The sequence below is a fragment of the Bacillus sp. C28GYM-DRY-1 genome, from assembly GCF_030519405.1.
Classification (GTDB): domain Bacteria; phylum Bacillota; class Bacilli; order Bacillales; family Bacillaceae; genus Bacillus; species Bacillus spizizenii_A.
The window spans coordinates 377,932-399,150 of record NZ_JAUMKF010000001.1 but is presented as its reverse complement, the minus strand read 5'-3'; the positions used below and the strand labels follow the sequence as shown (position 1 = coordinate 399,150).

Sequence of the window (21,219 nt, the reverse complement as noted above, 5' to 3'; positions counted from 1 at the left end):
GATAATTTTCTGAAAATAATTTCAAAAAAACGTTTACAAAATATATTGAATATTATACAATCAACTCACAAAATATAAAGCGCTTTCTGAATTTAGGGATATAACCTGTGAAAAAACAATCTACTTACTTTTAAAAACGGGATGTAAAGCGCTTTATATTATTTTGTTTTCAGTTTTAGTTAAAGTGCACTATTATAATTAAAAAAGAAGATCAACTTGGAGAATCGAAATGAATGTTCTTTTAAATCCAGTTGAAAGAAAGCGCTTTATTCTTTGATTGCCGTTCATAATTCATTTGATTAGAGGTGTCTTGGGTGAGTATTCACATTGCTGGCGCGCCCTGCTGCTGGGGCGTTGACGATCCGAAAAATCCTTATCTTCCTCCATGGGAGAGAGTGCTGCGAGAAGCCTCACAAGCTGGTTATAAAGGGATTGAGTTAGGTCCATACGGCTATATTCCGATGGATATCGAACGTGTCCAAGCAGAGCTTTTGAAAAACGATTTATCCATTATTGCCGGTACGATTTTTGATGATTTAGTATCAGAGTCGCACTTAGGAAATTTGCTGGAGCAAGTTGATGAGATTTGTTCTCTGATTACAAAACTACCTTTCTCTTTTCAGGATAAAGAGGAGCGCTTTCGCTTTACACCGCCTTATTTGGTCCTGATTGACTGGGGGCATGACGAAAGAGATTATAAGGCGGGGCATCCTGATCAAGCGAAACGGTTATCTAAAAAGGAATGGAGCCGTATGATGTCTCATATTCGGACAATTGCGGAACGGGCGTGGAAGCAATATGGCGTACGAGCCGTCATCCATCCTCATGCAGGGGGATATATTGAATTCGAGGATGAGATTCAGCAATTACTGAAAGATATCCCGTACGATATTGCGGGGCTTTGTCTTGATACAGGACATTTATATTATTCAAAGATGGATCCGGAACAATGGCTGCGGGACTATGCGGACCGTGTCGACTATATCCATTTTAAAGACATTGATGAACATGTATATCAACAAGTAATGGTTGAGCATATCCGCTTTTTTGATGCTTGCGCAAAAGGAGTCATGTGTCCGATAGGCCAAGGAATTATTAATTATGAAGCGATTTACAAGTTGCTAAAAAACATTCACTATCACGGCTATATTACGATTGAACAAGAACGTGATCCGAGAAACTCTGATACTAGTTTAAGAGATGTCAGTCAAAGCCTTGCTTATTTAAAAAATGTTGGTTACTAGTGAGGGAGGAATCAAAAATGATTAATGGTGAAAAAAAGGTAGATAAACCGATACGCTGGGCAATGGTAGGAGGCGGTCGGGGAAGTCAAATTGGATACATTCATCGCTCGGCTGCCTTGCGTGATCATCACTTTCAGTTAGTTGCAGGGGCATTTGACATCAATCCGGAACGGGGAAAAGATTTTGGGATGAATCTTCATGTTACTCCGGAACGCTGCTACTCGGATTTCCAGAAAATGTTTGAAGAAGAAGCGAAACGAGAAGACGGTATTGAAGCTGTTTCTATCGCAACTCCAAACGGCACTCATTATGAAATTTGTAAGGCAGCCCTGAATGCTAGTTTGCATGTTGTATGTGAAAAGCCTCTTTGTTTCACGTTTGAAGAAGCAAAAGAGCTCGAGAATTTGGCAAAGAAAAAGAACAGAGTTGTCGGCATTACATATGGTTATTCTGGGCATCAAATGATTGAACAGGCGCGCCAGATGATCGCAAATGGAGAGTTGGGTGACATCAGAATTATTAATATGCAATTTGCACATGGTTTTCACTCAGATCCTGTAGAAACTAATAATCCAAGCACAAAATGGCGTGTAGACCCGAAATCTGCCGGTCCGAGCTACGTGTTAGGAGATTTAGGGACTCATCCGTTATTTTTATCAGAAATCATGCTTCCGGAACTGAAAATAAACAAACTGTTATGTACTCGCCAGAGCTTTGTAAAAAGCAGAACGCCTCTTGAAGATAATGCTTATACGATTATGGAATACGATAATGGGGCGGTCGGCACGGTGTGGTCTTCATGTGTAAATGCCGGATCAATGCATGGCCAGAAAATACGTGTTATCGGTTCCAAAGCTAGTGTTGAATGGTGGGATGAACAGCCTAACCAGCTGCGTTTGGAAATACAGGGAAAACCTGTACAGATTTTAGAGCGCGGAATGGGGTATTTATATCCGGAAGCATTGCAAGATGACCGGATTGGAGGCGGCCATCCAGAAGGTCTGTTTGAAGCGTGGTCAAATCTTTATTCGCGGTTTGCCGTAGCAATGGAGGCTGCAGATCAAGGGAAAGAATTGAATGACATGTGGTATCCAGGAATTGAAGCAGGTGTGGAAGGTGTACGCTGGGTGGAAAACTGCGTTCGATCCGCGGATAAAGGCGCTGTATGGGTGGACTATCAATAACATGTAGCAATTGTAAGTCCTTTTAAAGGAGGAGAAATATGGACCAGCATGAAAAAGTGGATACTGCAGGCGGAAACACCTCGGGTAAACATAAAAAAATTTTCCGCAAGATTACAATCATTTCGACATTCGGAGGCCTTCTCTTTGGTTATGACACTGGAGTAATCAATGGAGCGTTGCCTTTTATGGCACAAAGAGATCAGCTTGATTTAATACCTTTCACCGAAGGTCTCATCACAAGTTCCCTCCTTTTCGGAGCCGCATTTGGCTCCCTTGCTGGAGGACGGCTAGCAGATCGTATTGGCAGACGGAAAACCATCTTAAATCTAGCTTTCTTGTTTTTTATTGCTACGATTGGTTGTTCGTTCGCACCAAATACATCTGTTATGATAATTTGTCGAAGTGTACTTGGTCTTGCAGTAGGGGCAGCATCTGTCACGGTACCGGCCTTTTTAGCTGAAATGTCGCCAGCGGAACAGCGGGGCAAAACAATTACTCAGAACGATCTCATGATTATTTTAGGTCAGCTTCTTGCATTTACATGTAATGCGGTCATTGGTACAACAATGGGTGAACATGCGCACGTTTGGCGATATATGCTTGTTTTGGCAACACTGCCGGCCATTTTTCTGTGGTTCGGGATGCTAATTGTACCAGAGAGCCCACGCTGGCTGGCATCGAAAGGGAGGGTGGGTGAGGCGTTCAGAGTTCTTAAGCATGTAAGGGAAGAAAAGCGTGCCAAAGCTGAGCTGGCTGAAATTAAAGCTTCAATCAATCGGGATACTGAAATGAATCGGGCGACACTGAAAGACTTGTCCGTCCCGTGGATTCGCCGAATTGTCGGTCTTGGGATAGGGATCGCTGTAGTGCAGCAAATAACCGGTGTTAACTCCATTATGTTCTATGGCACTCAAATTTTGCAAAATGCTGGTTTTGCCAGAGACGCAGCACTTGTCGCAAACATTGGAAATGGCGTCATTTCCGTGATAGCCTGTACATTCGGCATCTGGATTGTGGGTAAAATCGGGAGGCGGCCGCTTCTCCTTACAGGACTTGCAGGCACAACAGCTTCTATTTTGCTTATAGCGATTTGTTCCATCACACTTCAAGGAACTCCAGTGTTGCCGTTTATCGTGATTGGCCTGACAATTATGTTCCTAGCTTTTCAGCAGTCAGCGGTATCCGTGGTCACGTGGCTCATGATTTCAGAAATATTCCCGCTTAGATTGCGAGGGCTCGGAATGGGGATTTCAGTGTTTTTCCTTTGGATGATGAATTTTCTTATCGGCTTAACGTTTCCTGTGTTACTAGATCAATTGGGGATGTCGTCAACGTTCTTCGTCTTCGTTGTTCTTGGGCTGTCTGCGATTCTTTACGTGAAAAAGTACCTGCCGGAAACAAAGGGGCGCACTCTTGAAGAGCTTGAAAACGACTTTAGAAGCAAAGAAGGTGTTAGAAAAGCATCATCGGGCAAAAGAGAAATAAAGATGTAAGCGCTTACTCTTCTTTCTGATTAAAAAGGCTTTGCTTTTTAAGCGAGCCTTTTTAATCAGTAATTTGCCATTAAGCAGCTAGTAAATCTCGTTTTTCTCAAAACTAACTTCATCCTGTTGCTTTTGGACTAATGCAAATACCCATTCTTTTAAGCTTTGTTTCTGCACATACTTTTTCCCGTTTATTTCAATGTAAGGCAGGTCTGTCATGTCTCCGGCTAACTGTTTTGCCTCAGATGTTGTTATTCCTAAAAAATGTCCGATGTAAAAGTGAATATCTCGTTCTTTTATAAGAAAAGTATCACTTTTTTCATATGCTTTTGGATGGTTCATTTGCTTTAAGCCTTCACCAATAAAATAACCAGCCAAAGCAATACCGATTCCTAAAAAAACGTCCATATGCATACCTCCATTATGTCAATGTTATGTTATACGTGCTTGGCATACTCGGGGTTTCATTATCAACCCAAAAAACCGCCAGGTCATACTCTGTGCGGTTTCTTCGTTCATGCTTTTTCAATTTGTACACGTCCTGAAAAAAAGGTGGCGCCGCCTCCCATATCGGACAAGCGGTCTGGGGTAAGCACGTTTACAAGCTGTTTTTTTCCTGGTTCATCCGCCCATAACCCTTGGCTGACTACGACACCGGGCAGCACCTGTTCTCCGACTGCAGCGGCCAGCTCGCATTCTCCCCGGCCGTTCCAAATTCGTACAGGATCCTCATCAACAATTCCAAGTTCTTCAGCATCTTTTGTGTTGATAAAGAGCTTTGGCGTCTTTTCAAGCTTGATATGCTTTGCATTATTGGAAAACGTTGAGTTTAAGAAATTATGGTTTGGCCCCATCATCGCATGTAAGAGGCGTATGTGTCGGTAAAGCCGGGAAACCGGCTTGTTTCATTGTCTCTGAATATAATTCTATTTTTCCGCTTGGAGTCGGAAGTTCGCCTGGAAACAGCGGCTTTTCGCGTTTCGCTTTCATAAATGAATGCTTAGTAAGTGAATCGTAATCAATCTCCGCTATATATGGGTTATCTGGATGGTCAAGCGCCTGGCGGATTAATTGTTCATCTGAATCTTTGAGCTCCTGTCTGTAAATCCCATTGCTTCTGCCAATAATCGGAACACCTCAGTGTTAGACTTGCTTTCTCCATATTTCTCTATCACTGGCTGTTGAAGCTGGATGTAATGGTGCCAGTAGGAGGTATAAAAATCAGTATTTTCAAAAGCGGATGTTGCAGGAAGTACAATGTCCGCATATGCAGCCGTTTCCGTTAAAAATAAATCATGAACGACAGTAAACAGGTCTTCTCGCAGCAAGCCCTGTCTGACTTTGTTCGCTTCTGGAGCGACAACGGCCGGGTTCGTCCCATAAATAAAAAGAGAACGAATCGGCGGATCTGTCTCCAAAAGCACTTTGCCCAGCTGATTCATATTAAACGATCTCGGTGTGCGACCCTTCAGCAAGTCAGGCCGCTGCAAGGCATTTGTGTTATATTCTAAAATTCCGCTGTTATGTTTAATTGCGCCGCCCCCTATGTGCAGCCATTGGCCAGTTACCGCCGGAAGACAGGCAATCGTCCGTACAATCATCCCGCCGTTATCGTGGTGCTGAAGCCCGTTTCCGATCCTAATAAAAGCAGGGGAAGTTTCGCCGTACATTCTTGCCAGCTGATACATATCTTCGATACTGACACCGGTAATCAGTGATACCTTTTCCGGATTATACTGCTTCACGTGTTCACGGAGCTCTTCATAGCCGACCGTGTATTCAGACAGAAATGCTTCATCATGAAGGTTTTCTTTAAATAAGATGTGCATGATGCCAAGAGCAAGTGCGCTGTCGGATCCGGGTTTTATCTGATTTTTATGAACATCAATTACGACAATTTTAGCACCTTTTTTACGTGCTTTTTGGGCGATGGTAATTTGGTGCATATTTGTGCTGACCGCGTTGATTCCCCAAAAAATAAATAGTTTCGTATGAATGGTTTCCTCAGGATCGATTCCCGCACTTATACCCATCGTATATTTATAGCCCTCAGAACCCGCTTTACTGCAAATCGTCCGTTCAAGTTGGCTTGAGCCCATGCGGTAAAAGAAACGGCGATCCATTCCTTCAGCTGTTAATTTGCCCATATTACCGTAAAAACTATAAGGAAGTATGCTTTCAGCACCCTCTTCATCAATCAGTTGTTTCCAGCGGGAGGTGATAGTATCGATCGCCTCTTTCCAAGAAATCGGTTCAAATATTGCCTGGCCTTTCGCACCTGTCCGTTTGAGAGGTATAGTCAGCCGCTTTTCATCATAGATGCGCTCCGTCAAGTTTCGGACTTTGTTGCATATATTTCCTGCTGTGACAGGATGATCAGGATCACCTTGGACTCTTACATTTTTTCCGTCTTTTTTATGTATTAACAATCCGCACTGATCCGGGCAGTCAAGCGAACAAACGGATTTTGGAATTGTCGGCGATAAATTCGGCTGGAAAAATACTGTTATTTGGTTTGGCGGAGTCGGCTGCGGTATTTTCACCGTCCTATTATATTATGCGCCTGTGTTTTCTGGTGGAAGTGTAGCGGTTGTCAGCGTCATCGGCTTTATTTGGGGAGGTTTGTTGGCAGGCTATGTTCCGATCGGTGCAATTGTGCCAACGGTGGCCGGAAAAGACAAAGGAGCGGCCATGTCTGTATTGAATTTGGCTGCAGGTTTATCAGCGTTTGTCGGTCCTGCGCTCGCTTGGCTGTTCATCGGTCTCGTCGGTGCGCAAGGCGTCGTCTGGATCTTTGCGGCCCTTTATCTTGCGAGTGCAGTCATGACGAGATGCATTCTTATACCTGAGGAAAAAGCAGTGCAGGAGGATACGTCTCCTCAATATGCATCCTAATCAGATAGCGCCCTGTCTCAGGGCGCTTTTTATCATTTATGCATTTATTCAGTAATGTAAGGAATTTCGCTCATGTAACAGCATTTACCAATATGCACTTTTAAAAAGTTATGTAAGTATAAGAGGTGAAAATTGAAGGAAGTTTCAAAGGCGCCATAGCTGGTGCAGGTCATGATTCGGACATTTAAAGGGAAGGAGATGTCCATACAGATCGAGAAAATGCCGGCCGTTCATTCTCTTGATTTTAAAATAGAATACATATTCGCATCATAAGGGATACCATTTTGATACATGTACTGTCTTAAAACGCCTTCTTTTTGAAATCCCATTTTTACGAGCAGCCGTTTTGAGGCTTCATTTTCAGTAAATACAACTGCGCCAATACGTGTTAGTCCTAGGGCGGCAAACCCGTAGGATACAGTCTCTGACACGGCCTCTGATGCAAATCCGTTTCGCCAATGCGACGGGAGGATTTCATAACCGATTTCTGCACGCCTATGCTTTTGGGACAAAGCATGAAATCCGATTGTTCCGATCAATTCTTTGGTGTCTTTTCTTTCAATTCCCCACCGTATCCCGCGTTTTTCTTGATAAAGGCCGGCAAATGTTTGGACCATTGAATTGGCCTCTTCTATAGATTTCATATTTTCAAGTCCATAATAGCGTGTGACCTCATGGTTTGAGAAACAAGCAAAAATGGTTTCTGCATCTTGATCTTTGATTTGTCTGAGTGTAATCCGATCCGTTTCTAATACAGGAAACATTCCATCACTCTCCAAGTTTGTATTCCGTTTTATCATATCCCTTTTATTTCCTCTTTTCTATAGTGAATTCAAACCTGAAGAAGCAAAGGTACGAATTTGTCTTTCTAGTTGCTCTTTGTTTTTGTTGAATTGTTTCAAACGATGGCCGTTCGCACCTGATGGGTGGGGAAAGCCGCGTAGGCAAAAAAAATTCCGGAGGCTGTGCTGGCTGATCAGTGTTTCACAGACTGCTTCGGCTGCTTTTCCTAGCGGAATGAGAAGAGCCGGTCCCGTCACTTCATTGAGCTCCGCAGGGAAGTGCCCAAAAGCATAGGTGCTTAGGATATGTGAGTGATTGATAGCCGGCCTGTAACCTGTATAGTTTTTATGGTGAATAAAGACAGGATATTTGATAACGGAAGTTGTATGAAGCATATGCCGTAAGTCTCCAAACAGCTGTGCGGCGCTTTGAATGCCTAAAGCCTGCGGCAGCTCGCAAAAATTCAGCATCGTGATTAGGTTTTGCCTCATCGAACCGGAGAAGCCCGCTGCTTTTTTCGTGTCTACCGCCATTTGCTCAAGAGACCTGCCTTGCCGCAGGCTTTCAACGGCTGTTTTGTACGCGATTTTCATCTGGAAAAAACCTGGCGTAATTCCGGCAATCACAATAGAGGCAGCCCGGTTGATATATTCATTATGAGGTGAATAATAGATGCCAAGTTCGTTTTCTTGATGGAGACGAAATGGAGAATCAAGTAAATCAGATTTTGTAAGAGACGTAGGAAGACAACGCAGTTTCTCTGCGAACTCCTCTAGACTGCTTCTGTTTACAATCATGCGTCAGCCTCCTCAAAAAATAATATCCCATTGTCCATTCTGATCATAACAATGGGATATCATTCATCTTTATCTGCTATTGAAATGGCCTGCCTGCCACACCTCTTTGACTGCTTGAGGAACCTCTTTCACTTCAGCTGCTGTCTGCTGAAGTGTATTTTTTTTCATTTGGACATCCTGCTGAATCTTCTTTTGTTTCTGCGTCAGCAGCTGCGCTTCTGTTTTTAATCCTTCGACTTGTTTTTGCATAGCCTGCGTAACATAGGTGAGCTCCTTTAGTGCGGGGGCTATATTTTTCTTGTTTTGAATCACATTAACACCTAAATAAATGATAGAAATAGCCAATACTGCGAGACTGATGTAAACAATAGCCATATGTTCACTCCTTTTCTTATGTCATTACCCAGTTTCCGCTTTTTTAATCAGAAGAAAGAATGTTCGTGCAGTTCGTTTGATTTGCGTATTGGATTTATTGTATTTATAATGTGATATCGTACATATGTAAACAAAGAAAGGGTGCTTCAATTGCAAAGTTTACAAAATAAAACCGCTCTTATCACAGGCGGAGGCAGAGGGATAGGCCGCGCTACGGCTCTTGCGCTTGCGAAAGAAGGCGTGAATATCGGGTTAATCGGCCGAACTGCCGCAAATGTTGAGAAAGTGGCTGAAGAAGTCAAAGCGCTTGGTGTAAAAGCAGCATTTGCCGCTGCAGATGTAAAAGATGCCGAGGAGGTTAACCAAGCTGTAGCTCAAGTGAAAGAACAGCTCGGTGAAATCGACATTCTCATTAACAACGCTGGCATCAGCAAATTTGGCGGTTTCTTAGATCTATCAGCTGATGAGTGGGAAAATATTATACAAGTCAACCTAATGGGTGTGTATCATGTCACTCGCGCGGTGCTTCCGGAAATGATTGAACGCAAAGCCGGAGACATCATTAATATTTCTTCTACAGCGGGCCAAAGAGGGGCTGCTGCAACTAGTGCTTACAGCGCTTCTAAATTTGCGGTTCTCGGGTTAACAGAGTCTCTTATGCAAGAAGTGAGAAAGCATAATATCAGAGTCAGCGCGTTAACGCCGAGCACAGTTGCTAGTGATATGTCTATTGAATTGAACTTAACAGACGGTAACCCAGAAAAGGTTATGCAGCCAGAGGACCTTGCTGAATACATGGTGGCACAATTGAAATTAGATCCGCGCATTTTCATCAAAACAGCGGGATTGTGGTCAACAAATCCGTAAAAATGAAAGCCTGTCTTGCGACAGGCTTTTTTATTTGAATGTAATTCTCACTGGTAAACGTTTAACGCCAAACACAAAGGGACTAGGGATCGCTTCAAGCTTTTCATCATAATCAGCTTTTTCGATACAGGCTGACATTGATAAAAGGGAGGAAAGAGCGATGGTCGCTTCTAGCCTGGCCAATGGTGCGCCGAGGCAAAAGTGGATCCCAAATCCAAAGCTGAGATGATGATAGGAAGGGCGGTCAATCTTAAAACAATCAGGTTCGCAAAATTTGTCTTCATCGCGGTTGGCTGACGCGATCCAGCTGATAACGGATGATCCCTTTTTGATGAACATTCCGCCAAGCTCTGTGTCTTCCGTCGTGACACGCCCAATGGCCTGCACAGGCGGATAGTAGCGAAGCGTTTCTTCTATGACATTGGCAACATTGTCTGTATTTTGTCTTACCTGCAGTTGGACCACTGAATCTTCTGTCAGATAGCGTACTGCATTTGCTATCAAATTTGTAGTCGTTTCATTCCCTGCGACGAGAAGAAGAATACAAAAACCAATCAGCTGTTCTTCTGTTAAATATTCTCCATCGATTTCCGCCTGTAAAAGCATTGTCATTAAATCTTCTTTTGGTTCAGCTCTTCGTTTTGACAGGATGTCTCTGAAATAGTCACTTAAAGAAGCGTGGCCGTCACGCCGATTATGGACCATGTCAGCAACAGCTTGGTCAGAGCTGTCCTTTGCTCCAGCTACAAGTACGTCGGAGTATGTTTTAATCAAGTGGCGGTCTTCAATCGGAGCGCCCAGCATTTCAGCTATAATGATAACTGGGAGGGGACCTGCAAAATCTTCAATGAAATCGATTGTACTCTTTTGCCGTGTTTCTTGTAAGAGAAACGCTGTCACGTCTTTTATGCGGGTTTCGAGTTGTTTTACTGCTTTTGGGGTAAACGCTCTGTTGACGAGAGCCCGTAATTTGGTGTGTTTCGGAGGATCCATTGTTAATATACTTTCAGTCTGTATGCCGCGTTTTGATGAAAAGAGTTTAGGATTTTTCAGGACGAACTGAACATCATCGTATGTGAAAACATCCCAGCAATCCCGCAGCGGGTCATAACGGACAGGGGACTCACGCCGGAGCTTATTATAAATTGGGAAAGGAAGAAGCTGGTCTTTTTCGGAGTACAATTCTTTCATGGGTATAAGATTGGCGTAACGTTCTTCCTTTGAAGGGCGTGTAGTTTGATTTGTCATTCTATCATCTCCTTTCTCCATACGTTACCAAACCCAGTTTCTCAATTCAATGGACATAAAATAAAGAAAATGTAAATCGGACAATCGTTTCAGATTGAAAATAATGGTGAACGTCGGCTATAATAGAACTAAGTAAACTGTGTACTTAATGTTCACTGATTATTTTTTACTCCGCTCATTAATAAACAGCAAGTACAAGAATTAGCTGATGAACAGTCCTTAATATAAAGAAGGAAAACAATAATATTAAATTGAATATTTAGTACATAGTGTTCTCAGTGATAAAAGAAGGGGTGCATACATGATGAAAGAAGAAAAAAGAAGTTCAACTGGATTTTTAGTTAAGCAGCGCGCATTTTTAAAACTTTATATGATAACGATGACAGAGCAAGAAAGGCTCTACGGACTAAAACTGCTTGAGGTGCTTCGGTCTGAATTTAAAGAGATTGGATTTAAACCAAATCATACAGAAGTATACCGGTCTTTGCATGAGCTTCTTGATGACGGGATATTAAAGCAAATTAAAGTAAAAAAAGAAGGGGCTAAGCTCCAGGAAGTCGTCCTCTATCAATTTAAAGATTACGAGGCTGCCAAACTATATAAAAAACAGCTGAAGGTTGAGCTGGACCGCTGCAAAAAACTGATTGAAAAAGCGCTCTCAGATAATTTTTAATAGAAACAAACACCCGCGCAGCAGTGCGCATCGGGTGTTTTCTGCTTTACATTATACATATTTGTCGAAAAGAAACAATACAAATCAATAATGACCTTCACACTTGACACCATTTCCTCACGTGGTAACATTTTAAACGTGTGAAAATGCGAACAAAAAAGCGAACAAAGGAGATGTTACCGATCTTTGATCAAACAAAAGTAGCCTTTATAGGAGCAGGATCTATGGCGGAAGGAATGATATCAGGTATCGTTCGTGCCAACAAAATCCCAAAACAAAACATCTGCGTTACAAACCGCAGCAATACAGAGCGATTAGCTGAACTTGAACTTCAATATGGAATCAAAGGCGCCTCACCACACCAAATATGTATTGAAGACATGGATGTGCTCATTTTAGCAATGAAGCCAAAAGACGCTGAATGCGCTCTGTCATCACTAAAAACACGTTTTCAACCCCATCAATTAATCTTGTCGGTCCTTGCCGGCATATCCACCTCTTTTATTGAACAATTATTGCTTAATCAACAGCCGGTTGTCAGAGTGATGCCCAACACCTCCAGTATGATCGGTGCTTCTGCAACAGCCATTGCGCTTGGCAAGTATGTGTCAGAAGACCTGCAAAAGCTGGCTGAAGCATTGCTCGGATGCATGGGTGAGGTCTATACAATCCAAGAAAATCAAATGGACATATTCACCGGAATTGCCGGCAGCGGCCCCGCGTATTTTTATTATTTAATGGAATTCATTGAAAAGACTGGCGAGGAAGCGGGCCTCGATAAACAGTTATCCCGAAGCATCGGCGCACAGACGCTTTTAGGTGCAGCAAAAATGCTCATGGAAACAGGAGAACAGCCTGAGGTCTTACGAGACAATATCACGTCACCGAACGGAACGACTGCTGCCGGGCTGCAAGCCTTGAAAAAGAGCGGCGGCGGAGAAGCGATTTCTCTAGCGATTAAGCATGCGGCTAAGCGTTCAAAGGAAATCAGCGACGATATCGAAAAAACAGCGGCACCGCTATCAGGAGTGATAAAGTGACGCCTGATCCAAACATGAAAAGAGTCGTTGTGAAGATTGGAAGCAGTTCATTAACAAGCCTTCATGGAGAAATCAGCATTCGAAAATTGGAAGCGTTGGTCGACCAAGTCGTCAAACTCAAAGACACTGGCTATGAAGTGATTTTGGTTTCCTCAGGCGCAGTGGCGGCGGGATATCGGAAGCTAGGATTTATCCGAAGACCCGAAAAGCTTCCGGAAAAACAAGCATCAGCCTCAATCGGCCAGGGCCTGTTGATGGAAGCTTATTCAAAGCTGTTTTTGGCACACGGCTATGTTGCATCCCAAATTTTAATTACGAGAAGCGATTTTTCTGATGAATATCGGTATAACAATGTCAGGAATACAATGAATGTACTCCTCGAACGCGGCATCATCCCAATTATTAACGAAAATGATACAGTTACCGTCAATCGGCTCAAATTTGGCGACAATGATACGCTCGCAGCAAAAGTCGCCGGATTAATTGATGCAGATATGCTTGTGATTTTATCCGATATCGACGGATTATATGACGGCAACCCGCGTACAAATCCAGAAGCGAAAAGGATGGAGCGGATAAGTGAAATAACGCCTGACATCGAAGCGTGTGCAGGTGACACTGGCAGCGGCGTCGGCACTGGCGGTATGCGCTCTAAGTTGGATGCGTTTAAAATCGTAATGGCATCCGGAATTAAAGGGTTTCTTGGTCAGGCAGATGCCAACGATATTTTATATCAAGCCGTTCATGAAGAAGCAGAAGGCACCTATTTTGAAGCAGAGGGTATGCTTCCGTTGAATCAAAAGGAGCAGTGGATCGCTTTTAATTCCGGCCCGGAAGGTGAAATGATGTTATCGGATCATTATGCCCGAAAAATTACAAACGGCCAGTCGAGTCTATATCTGGACGGTGTACAGGAGATTAAAGGAAAATTCAAAAGCGGATCAGTTGTTCGGCTGATAGATTCACAAGGGGCAGAAATCGGGCTCGGAATCGTCAATTATTCTTCTGTACAGCTTCAAGAACCGGATAAGAAGGAAGAGTTGATAAACAAAGCTGTGGTAGATCAGGAAGCATTTGTTTGCCATGTGGATTTATCTTTGCCTGTCAATTAATTTGCAGTAAAAAACCCGAAACTTCTTTTATAGAAGCTCGGGTTTGTTTTTTTATTTATACTGCTCCAGCTTAGAGAAGAATTGAATGACAAACTCATAAAAGTCATTCGCAGACGGAGCAAGCTCTCTGTTTTTCGGTTTAATGATCCCGACAGTCCGTTTTACTTGAGGGAACTCAATTGGAATTTTCACAGTAAAACGAGGTGTTGTTTCTGCAAAAGTGCTTTCAGGCAAAAGAGTAACGCCCATTCCCGCGGAAACCAATCCTTTGATGGCATCCAAATCCTCACCCTCCGTAGAAACGAGAGGAGCAAAGCCGGCTTGTTTGCAAGCGTCAATTGCCATTTTTCTAAGCACAAATCCTTCCGGGAACAATACAAATTGGTCGTTGCGCAAATCGATTAAATGAACCGTTTTTTGTTCGGCAAGCGGATGATTTAATGGAACAAGCGCGTAAATTTTTTCTGTGAATAAAATTTTCCCTGCTATGTCAGGGAAATTCGTCGGCACCGGTCCTAATAAGGCCAGATCAATATCGCGGGTTCTGACAGCCTCAATCAGAAACTTATAGGAGCCTTGGCGCAGCAAAAATTCGACGTGCGGATATTCTTCTTTAAATGCTGAAATGACAGTCGGCAACAGCTGGCTCGCAAGGCTTGTAGGAAAGCCGATCTTGACCGTTCCGCGATGCGGGTCGAGATACTCATCAATTTGTTCTTTCGCATAATCAATGGCTTTCATAGCCGTTTTCACATGAATTAAAAACTCTTTTCCAATTGGCGTGAGTTTGATATTTCTCCCTTCACGCTCAAATAAAGTCACATTTAATTCTTCTTCAAGATTTGCAATTTGTCTGCTGATTGCTGATTGGGCCACATGCAAATGATCAGCGGCTTCTGAAACGTGTTCTCTTTCAGCCACCTCCATAAAATAACGCAGTTGGCGCAGCTCCATGTTTGTCTCACATCCATCTATCTCATTTTGAGATTCTTTTGATCTAAATTATATATTGTTTATATCGTTTTGAAAACCTACAATGATTATAGAGTGTTAGATTTTATGACCGGTATTATCGGAAATTGATCGGGGGAGAGGAATTATGACTTACAATCAAATGCCAACAGCTCAAGGTCTCTACCGTCCTGAATTTGAACATGATGCATGCGGAATCGGCCTATATGCGCACTTAAAGGGCAAGCAGACTCACGACATCGTCAAACAAGGGCTTAAGATGCTTTGCCAGCTAGACCACAGAGGAGGCCAAGGCAGTGATCCGGATACAGGAGACGGAGCCGGCTTACTGGTTCAAATCCCTGATGCTTTCTTTAGGAAAGAGTGCAAAGACATCAATTTGCCGGAAAAAGGGCGTTACGGGGTAGGAATGGTCTTTTTCTCACAGAAGGAAGATGAAAGAAAAAAAATCGAAAAGCAAATCAATGCACTAATTGAACAAGAAGGCCAAGTCGTTCTTGGATGGAGAACTGTACCTGTAAATGTCGGAAAAATCGGAACAGTAGCGCAAAAAAGTTGTCCGTTTGTCCGTCAGGTATTTATCGGTGCAAGTTCTGAACTGAAGGACAATTTGTCTTTTGAACGAAAATTGTATGTCATTCGCAAACAAGCTGAAAACTGGGGAGTAACAGAAGGTTTTAATTTTTATTTTGCCAGTCTTTCAAGCCAGACCATCGTTTACAAAGGTCTTTTAACACCTGAACAAGTTGATGCGTTTTATTCTGATCTGCAGGATGATGCATTCGTTTCTGCTTTTGCACTTGTTCATTCACGCTTTAGCACCAACACATTCCCTACATGGGAAAGAGCGCATCCAAACCGCTATTTGGTACACAACGGTGAAATCAACACCCTTCGCGGAAACATCAACTGGATGAGAGCGCGTGAACAGCAATTTGTATCTGAAAGCTTCGGTGAGGACTTAAACAAGATTTTGCCGATTTTAAATGCTGACGGCAGTGACTCTTCCATTTTAGATAACGCATTTGAGTTTTTTGTGATGGCTGGACGCAAACCGGCACATACGGCAATGATGCTCATTCCAGAGCCTTGGACGGAAAATACGCATATGTCCAAGGAAAAAAGGGCGTTCTACGAGTACCATAGCTCCCTGATGGAGCCTTGGGACGGACCGACAGCCATTTCATTTACTGACGGTAAACAAATCGGGGCAATCCTTGACCGGAATGGTCTCCGTCCGGCCCGTTATTATGTCACAAAAGATGATTATATTATTTTCTCATCTGAAGTAGGCGTTATTGAAGTTGAACAGGAGAACGTTTTATATAAAAACCGCCTTGAGCCTGGGAAAATGCTTTTAATCGACCTGGAAGAAGGCCGTATTATCTCCGATGAGGAAGTCAAAACACAAATTGCAACTGAGTATCCGTACCAAAAATGGCTTGAAGAAGAGCTTGTACAAGTAAATCCTGATCCGGAGTCAAGAGAAGAAGAACAATTTAGTGATCTTCTTACTCGCCAGAAGGCATTCGGATACACATATGAGGATATCCAAAAATATCTAATTCCTGTTATTAAAGAAGGCAAAGATCCTCTCGGTTCAATGGGGAATGACGCGCCGCTTGCTGTTCTGTCAGACCATGCACAATCACTGTTTAACTACTTTAAGCAGCTGTTTGCACAAGTAACGAACCCGCCAATCGACGCGATTCGCGAGCAGCTTGTGACATCAACCATGACCTGGCTCGGTGCAGAAGGTGATCTTCTTCACCCGAGTGAGCGAAACGTTCGCCGGATTAAACTGTATACACCTGTCTTATCAAATGAACAGTTTTACGCATTAAAAACGATTGTTCATCCGGATTTGAAAAGCCAGAAAATCGATGTGCTGTTTTCAGAGGATCTTGAACGCGGATTAAAGGACATGTTCACACAGGCAGAGGAAGCCATCAGCCAAGGCGTAAGTCTATTAATCTTATCAGATAAAAAGATGAACGAACGCCTGACACCAATTCCGCCGCTTCTGGCAGTCAGTGCGCTGCATCAGCATTTAATCCGCGAAGGGCTGCGCACGAAAGTCAGCATTATTGTGGAATCAGGAGAAGCGCGCGAAGTGCATCACTTTGCAGCATTAATCGGTTACGGTGCAGATGCGATTAATCCTTATCTCGCTTATGCGACCTACAAGCAGGAAATCGATGAAGGACGTTTAGATATCAGCTATGAAGAAGCGGTCAGCAAATACGGAAAAAGCATTACTGAAGGTGTCGTAAAAGTCATGTCCAAGATGGGGATTTCAACTGTACAAAGCTACAGAGGCGCCCAAATCTTTGAAGCGGTAGGAATCAGCCGTGATGTAATTGACCGCTATTTCACAGGTACTGCATCACAGCTCGGCGGCATCGACTTAAAAACAATTGCGGAAGAGGCGCAGCGCCGCCACCTGGAAGCGTATCAGGATGATTACAGCCAAACGCTTGAATCGGGAAGTGACTTCCAATGGAGAAAAGGCGGAGAGCATCACGCGTTTAACCCGAAAACGATTCATACCTTGCAATGGGCATGCCGCAGAAATGATTACAATTTGTTTAAGCAATATACAAAAGCGGCAGATGAAGAGCGAATCGGATTTTTACGGAACTTGTTTGGATTTGACGGAAACCGCAAGCCGCTAAAATTGGAAGAAGTCGAATCCGCTGAATCGATTGTCAAACGCTTTAAAACAGGTGCGATGTCATTTGGATCCTTGAGTAAGGAAGCGCACGAAGCGTTAGCAATCGCAATGAACCGTCTTGGCGGAAAAAGCAACAGCGGTGAGGGCGGAGAAGATCCAAAACGCTTTGTTCCAGATGAAAACGGCGATGACAGAAGAAGTGCAATCAAACAAATAGCATCAGGACGTTTCGGTGTCAAAAGCCATTACCTCGTCAATGCAGATGAGCTGCAGATTAAAATGGCGCAAGGCGCTAAGCCGGGTGAGGGCGGGCAGCTGCCTGGCAATAAGGTATATCCTTGGGTTGCCGATGTCCGTGGATCAACGCCTGGTGTTGGATTAATCTCACCACCGCCTCACCATGACATTTATTCAATTGAGGATTTAGCCCAGCTGATCCACGATTTGAAAAATGCCAACCGTGACGCAAGAATCAGCGTGAAGCTGGTGTCAAAAGCAGGCGTAGGTACAATCGCTGCAGGTGTAGCCAAAGCAACTGCCGATGTCATTGTGATCAGCGGTTACGATGGAGGTACAGGTGCCTCTCCGAAAACCAGCATTAAACATACAGGGCTTCCGTGGGAGCTTGGCCTCGCAGAAGCACATCAAACATTAATGCTGAACGGGCTCCGTGACCGCGTTGTATTAGAAACTGACGGAAAGCTCATGACGGGCCGGGACGTTGTAATGGCTGCCTTACTCGGAGCTGAAGAATTCGGTTTCGCAACGGCACCTTTAGTTGTACTAGGTTGTGTCATGATGCGTGCCTGCCATTTGGATACATGTCCTGTCGGGGTAGCGACGCAAAATCCAGAGCTTCGCAAAAAGTTTATGGGCGATCCTGATCATATTGTGAACTATATGCTGTTCATTGCTGAAGAAGTTCGTGAATACATGGCTGCGTTAGGCTTCAAGACATTTGATGAGATGATCGGGCGCACTGACGTACTTCATGTGAGTGAACGGGCGAAGGCGCACTGGAAGGCAAGCCAGCTTGATTTGTCTACACTTCTTTATCAGCCTGAAGGCGTACGAACGTTCCAATCGCCGCAAAATCATAAAATTGATCAATCACTAGATATCACAGAGATTCTCCCGGCCGTACAAGAAGCCATTGAGTCTGGAAAAGAAGCAGATGTTTCTATCGAAATCAATAATACAAACCGTGTAGCCGGAACAATAACAGGCAGTGAAATATCAAAACGTTACGGAGAAGAAGGGCTTCCTGAAGATACAATCAAGCTGCAGTTTACCGGATCAGCCGGACAAAGCTTTGGAGCTTTTGTTCCTAAAGGGATGACGCTTTATTTGGACGGAGACTCAAATGATTATGTCGGAAAAGGGCTTTCTGGCGGAAAAATCATCGTTAAGTCACCGGAAGGATTTAATTCTGCGTCAGATGACAATGTCATTATCGGTAACGTGGCGTTCTACGGCGCGACAAGCGGAGAAGCATACATTAACGGACGTGCGGGTGAACGCTTTGCCGTTCGGAACAGCGGTGTGAACGTGGTGGTAGAAGGTATCGGCGACCACGGCTGTGAATACATGACTGGCGGCAGTGTTGTCGTACTCGGTGATGTAGGGAAAAACTTCGCGGCAGGTATGTCCGGCGGAATCGCTTATGTTCTCGCCGAAGATGTAAAAGCCTTTAAACGCAAATGCAACCTTGAAATGATTTTATTTGAATCATTAGAGGATGAGGCAGAAATTGAACAAATTAAAGCAATGCTTGAAAAACATGCTGGGTATACAAACAGCCAAAAAGCAGCAGACCTGCTTGATCAATGGGAAGACAGCGTGAAGAAATTCGTCAAAGTCATTCCAAAAAACTATAAACAAATGCTCGCAAGCATCGAAGAGCAAAAAGCTGCAGGTTTATCAGATGAAGAAGCCGTGATGTTTGCATTTGAAGCCAACACGAAGCCAAAGCAGAATTCAGCAACATCGGGACAAAAACAAGCGGTAGTGCAGTAAGGAAGGGGAGAGGAACATGGGGAAACCAACTGGATTTATGGAGATCAAACGAGAAAAACCTACTGAGCGGGACCCTCTCACTCGCTTAAAGGATTGGAAAGAATATTCTGCTCCTTTTTCAGAAGAAGCATCAAAACGGCAGGGGGCGCGGTGTATGGATTGCGGTACACCGTTTTGCCAGATCGGTGCGGACATTAATGGATTTACATCCGGCTGTCCGATTTACAACTTAATTCCTGAATGGAATGATCTTGTCTACCGGGGCAGATGGAAAGAAGCATTGGAACGCCTTCTAAAAACAAACAACTTTCCTGAATTCACAGGGCGGGTATGTCCCGCTCCATGTGAAGGATCATGTACATTAGCGATTTCAGACCCGGCCGTTTCAATTAAAAACATTGAGCGGACCATTATCGACAAAGGATTTGAGAACGGCTGGATTCAGCCTAGAATTCCTAAAAAACGAACAGGCAAAAAAGTGGCCATTGTCGGATCGGGCCCAGCCGGACTGGCGAGTGCAGACCAGCTGAATCAAGCAGGACATTCCGTCACTGTATTTGAACGTGCGGACAGAGCGGGCGGACTTTTAACTTACGGCATTCCAAACATGAAACTTGAAAAGGGGATTGTCGAACGCCGCATTAAGTTGCTGACGCAAGAAGGAATCGATTTTGTTACAAATACGGAAATTGGCGTTGATATAACGGCTGATGAGCTGAAAGAGCAATTTGATGCCGTGATCCTTTGCACAGGTGCTCAAAAACAGCGGGATCTATTAATCGAGGGACGCGAATCAAAAGGTGTTCACTACGCGATGGATTACTTGACGCTTGCTACAAAAAGCTATTTAGATTCTAACTTTAAAGACAAGCGATTCATTGATGCGAAGGGGAAAGATGTTATCGTGATCGGAGGCGGAGACACAGGGGCTGACTGTGTGGCTACCGCTTTACGCCAAAAAGCCAAAAGCGTGCACCAATTCGGCAAACACCCGAAACTTCCTCCGGCACGCACGAATGATAATATGTGGCCTGAACAGCCGCACGTCTTTACGCTTGAATATGCATATGAAGAAGCAGAAGCAAAATTCGGAAGAGATCCGAGAGAATATTCGATTCAAACAAAAAAATTGGTTGCCGATAAAAACGGCAACTTGAAAGAGCTCCATACGATTCAAATGGAGAAAGTAAAAAATGAGTACGGAAAATACGAGTTCCGCGAGCTGCCTGGAACGGAAAAAGTATGGCCTGCTCAGCTTGTCTTCATCGCTATCGGTTTTGAAGGCACAGAGCAGCCGCTTTTAAAACAATTCGGTGTTGATTCTAATAACAACAAAATCAGCGCCGCATATGGGGATTATCAAACAAATATCGATGGCGTATTTGCCGCAGGGGATGCAAGAAGAGGCCAAAGCTTAATCGTATGGGCGATTAATGAAGGCCGTGAAGTGGCGCGTGAAGTGGATCGATACTTGATGGGGAGTTCAGTTCTTCCGTAAATAAAGGGGATTATATATAGGAAACCGGTCTGTTTGCCAGCCGGTTTCTTTTTTTATTCCATTACGATTCCATTTTCAAAATGTATGCCTTCCTGGATTTTCACATGATGTTTCTAAAGGGTATGTGCGGTCTATTACAGGTTGTAGCCTATGTTATTCAATAAAAGGTGAGCATAAGCTTGCCCCAAAGCTGACAATACACCCGTTCGGTTTTACATGAACGAAAGCAGCCCAAATGCTGAATTATGTTCAGGCGAATGTGCAGCCAGTATACATAAGTTTGAGGAATCTTTGAATATCAAGCATATGGAGTACTGCAAAAGCGTTTTACATGTATATTGATTTTGTTTCATCCTA

General features: G+C 43.7%; 14 protein-coding genes and 3 pseudogenes. 10 read left to right on the top strand and 7 right to left on the bottom strand.

Features of this window, described 5'->3' with window-relative positions; all coding sequences use genetic code 11:
• Window positions 1–314: 314 nt before the first annotated feature.
• The 3 genes from Q3W56_RS01875 to Q3W56_RS01865 are packed head-to-tail and all read left to right on the top strand — an operon-like array spanning window position 315 to window position 3,921.
• The gene (locus tag Q3W56_RS01875) at window positions 315–1,244 is read left to right on the top strand and encodes a sugar phosphate isomerase/epimerase family protein (RefSeq protein ID WP_302894294.1); all 930 of its coding nucleotides are present in this window, start codon (window positions 315–317) and stop codon (window positions 1,242–1,244) included.
• A gap of 17 nt (window positions 1,245–1,261) precedes the next feature.
• On the top strand, window positions 1,262–2,428 hold the full coding sequence (locus tag Q3W56_RS01870; RefSeq protein ID WP_302894293.1) for a Gfo/Idh/MocA family protein: 1,167 nt from the start codon (window positions 1,262–1,264) through the stop codon (window positions 2,426–2,428).
• Between the two features lie 38 nt (window positions 2,429–2,466).
• Window positions 2,467–3,921 carry a sugar porter family MFS transporter gene (locus Q3W56_RS01865; RefSeq protein ID WP_302894292.1) on the top strand — a complete coding sequence of 485 codons (1,455 nt, stop codon included), beginning with the start codon at window positions 2,467–2,469 and terminating at the stop codon, window positions 3,919–3,921.
• Between the two features lie 78 nt (window positions 3,922–3,999).
• Here Q3W56_RS01865 and Q3W56_RS01860 read toward each other — a convergent pair whose 3' ends face one another.
• Together Q3W56_RS01860 and Q3W56_RS01855 are read right to left on the bottom strand one after the other, a co-directional pair.
• Window positions 4,000–4,320, bottom strand: a complete 321-nt coding sequence (locus tag Q3W56_RS01860) for a hypothetical protein (RefSeq protein ID WP_302894291.1) — start codon at window positions 4,318–4,320, stop codon at window positions 4,000–4,002.
• 107 nt (window positions 4,321–4,427) lie between these two features.
• A pseudogene (locus Q3W56_RS01855) lies at window positions 4,428–6,386 on the bottom strand (molybdopterin oxidoreductase family protein).
• Between Q3W56_RS01855 and Q3W56_RS01850 the strand changes: the two are divergent.
• Window positions 6,379–6,807, top strand: a pseudogene (locus Q3W56_RS01850) (MFS transporter); the annotation flags it as partial. The pseudogenes Q3W56_RS01855 and Q3W56_RS01850 overlap by 8 nt on opposite strands.
• Window positions 6,808–7,037: 230 nt before the next feature.
• On the opposite strand, the gene Q3W56_RS01845 reads toward Q3W56_RS01850, so the two are convergent.
• From Q3W56_RS01845 to Q3W56_RS01835, 3 genes and pseudogenes are all read right to left on the bottom strand, one after another.
• Window positions 7,038–7,571 carry a GNAT family N-acetyltransferase gene (locus Q3W56_RS01845; protein ID WP_019714578.1) on the bottom strand — a complete coding sequence of 178 codons (534 nt, stop codon included), beginning with the start codon at window positions 7,569–7,571 and terminating at the stop codon, window positions 7,038–7,040.
• A 43-nt stretch (window positions 7,572–7,614) separates the two neighbouring features.
• Window positions 7,615–8,387: pseudogene (locus Q3W56_RS01840) on the bottom strand (hypothetical protein).
• Between the two features lie 69 nt (window positions 8,388–8,456).
• Window positions 8,457–8,762: a DUF948 domain-containing protein gene (locus Q3W56_RS01835; protein ID WP_302894290.1), complete on the bottom strand. Its 306-nt coding sequence runs from the start codon at window positions 8,760–8,762 to the stop codon at window positions 8,457–8,459.
• A gap of 150 nt (window positions 8,763–8,912) precedes the next feature.
• Here Q3W56_RS01835 and Q3W56_RS01830 point away from each other — a divergent pair, with 150 nt between their 5' ends.
• Complete coding sequence (locus Q3W56_RS01830; RefSeq protein WP_019714575.1) at window positions 8,913–9,629, top strand: 3-ketoacyl-ACP reductase; 717 nt, start codon at window positions 8,913–8,915, stop codon at window positions 9,627–9,629.
• Between the two features lie 30 nt (window positions 9,630–9,659).
• On the opposite strand, the gene Q3W56_RS01825 is transcribed toward Q3W56_RS01830, so the two are convergent.
• Window positions 9,660–10,877, bottom strand: coding sequence for a cytochrome P450 (locus Q3W56_RS01825; RefSeq protein WP_302894289.1), 1,218 nt, complete (start codon window positions 10,875–10,877; stop codon window positions 9,660–9,662).
• A gap of 304 nt (window positions 10,878–11,181) precedes the next feature.
• Here Q3W56_RS01825 and rtp point away from each other — a divergent pair, with 304 nt between their 5' ends.
• The 3 genes from rtp (at window position 11,182) to proB (ending at window position 13,702) form a co-directional block, all read left to right on the top strand.
• Window positions 11,182–11,550, top strand: coding sequence for a replication termination protein (gene rtp, locus Q3W56_RS01820; RefSeq protein WP_003220337.1), 369 nt, complete (start codon window positions 11,182–11,184; stop codon window positions 11,548–11,550).
• A 146-nt stretch (window positions 11,551–11,696) separates the two neighbouring features.
• Window positions 11,697–12,590, top strand: coding sequence for a pyrroline-5-carboxylate reductase (proC, locus tag Q3W56_RS01815; RefSeq protein WP_302894324.1), 894 nt, complete (start codon window positions 11,697–11,699; stop codon window positions 12,588–12,590).
• The gene (proB, locus tag Q3W56_RS01810; protein ID WP_302894288.1) at window positions 12,587–13,702 is read left to right on the top strand and encodes a glutamate 5-kinase; all 1,116 of its coding nucleotides are present in this window, start codon (window positions 12,587–12,589) and stop codon (window positions 13,700–13,702) included. Before proC ends, proB begins: the two co-directional genes overlap by 4 nt.
• Window positions 13,703–13,753: 51 nt before the next feature.
• Here proB and gltC read toward each other — a convergent pair whose 3' ends face one another.
• Window positions 13,754–14,656, bottom strand: a complete 903-nt coding sequence (gltC, locus tag Q3W56_RS01805; RefSeq protein WP_302894287.1) for a glutamate biosynthesis transcriptional regulator GltC — start codon at window positions 14,654–14,656, stop codon at window positions 13,754–13,756.
• 145 nt (window positions 14,657–14,801) lie between these two features.
• Here gltC and gltB point away from each other — a divergent pair, with 145 nt between their 5' ends.
• Window positions 14,802–19,364 (top strand): glutamate synthase large subunit, encoded by a 4,563-nt coding sequence (gltB, locus tag Q3W56_RS01800; RefSeq protein WP_302894286.1) that lies wholly within the window; start codon window positions 14,802–14,804, stop codon window positions 19,362–19,364.
• 16 nt (window positions 19,365–19,380) lie between these two features.
• Window positions 19,381–20,862, top strand: coding sequence for a glutamate synthase small subunit (gene gltD / locus Q3W56_RS01795; protein ID WP_302894285.1), 1,482 nt, complete (start codon window positions 19,381–19,383; stop codon window positions 20,860–20,862).
• The last annotated feature ends 357 nt before the right edge of the window (window positions 20,863–21,219 follow it).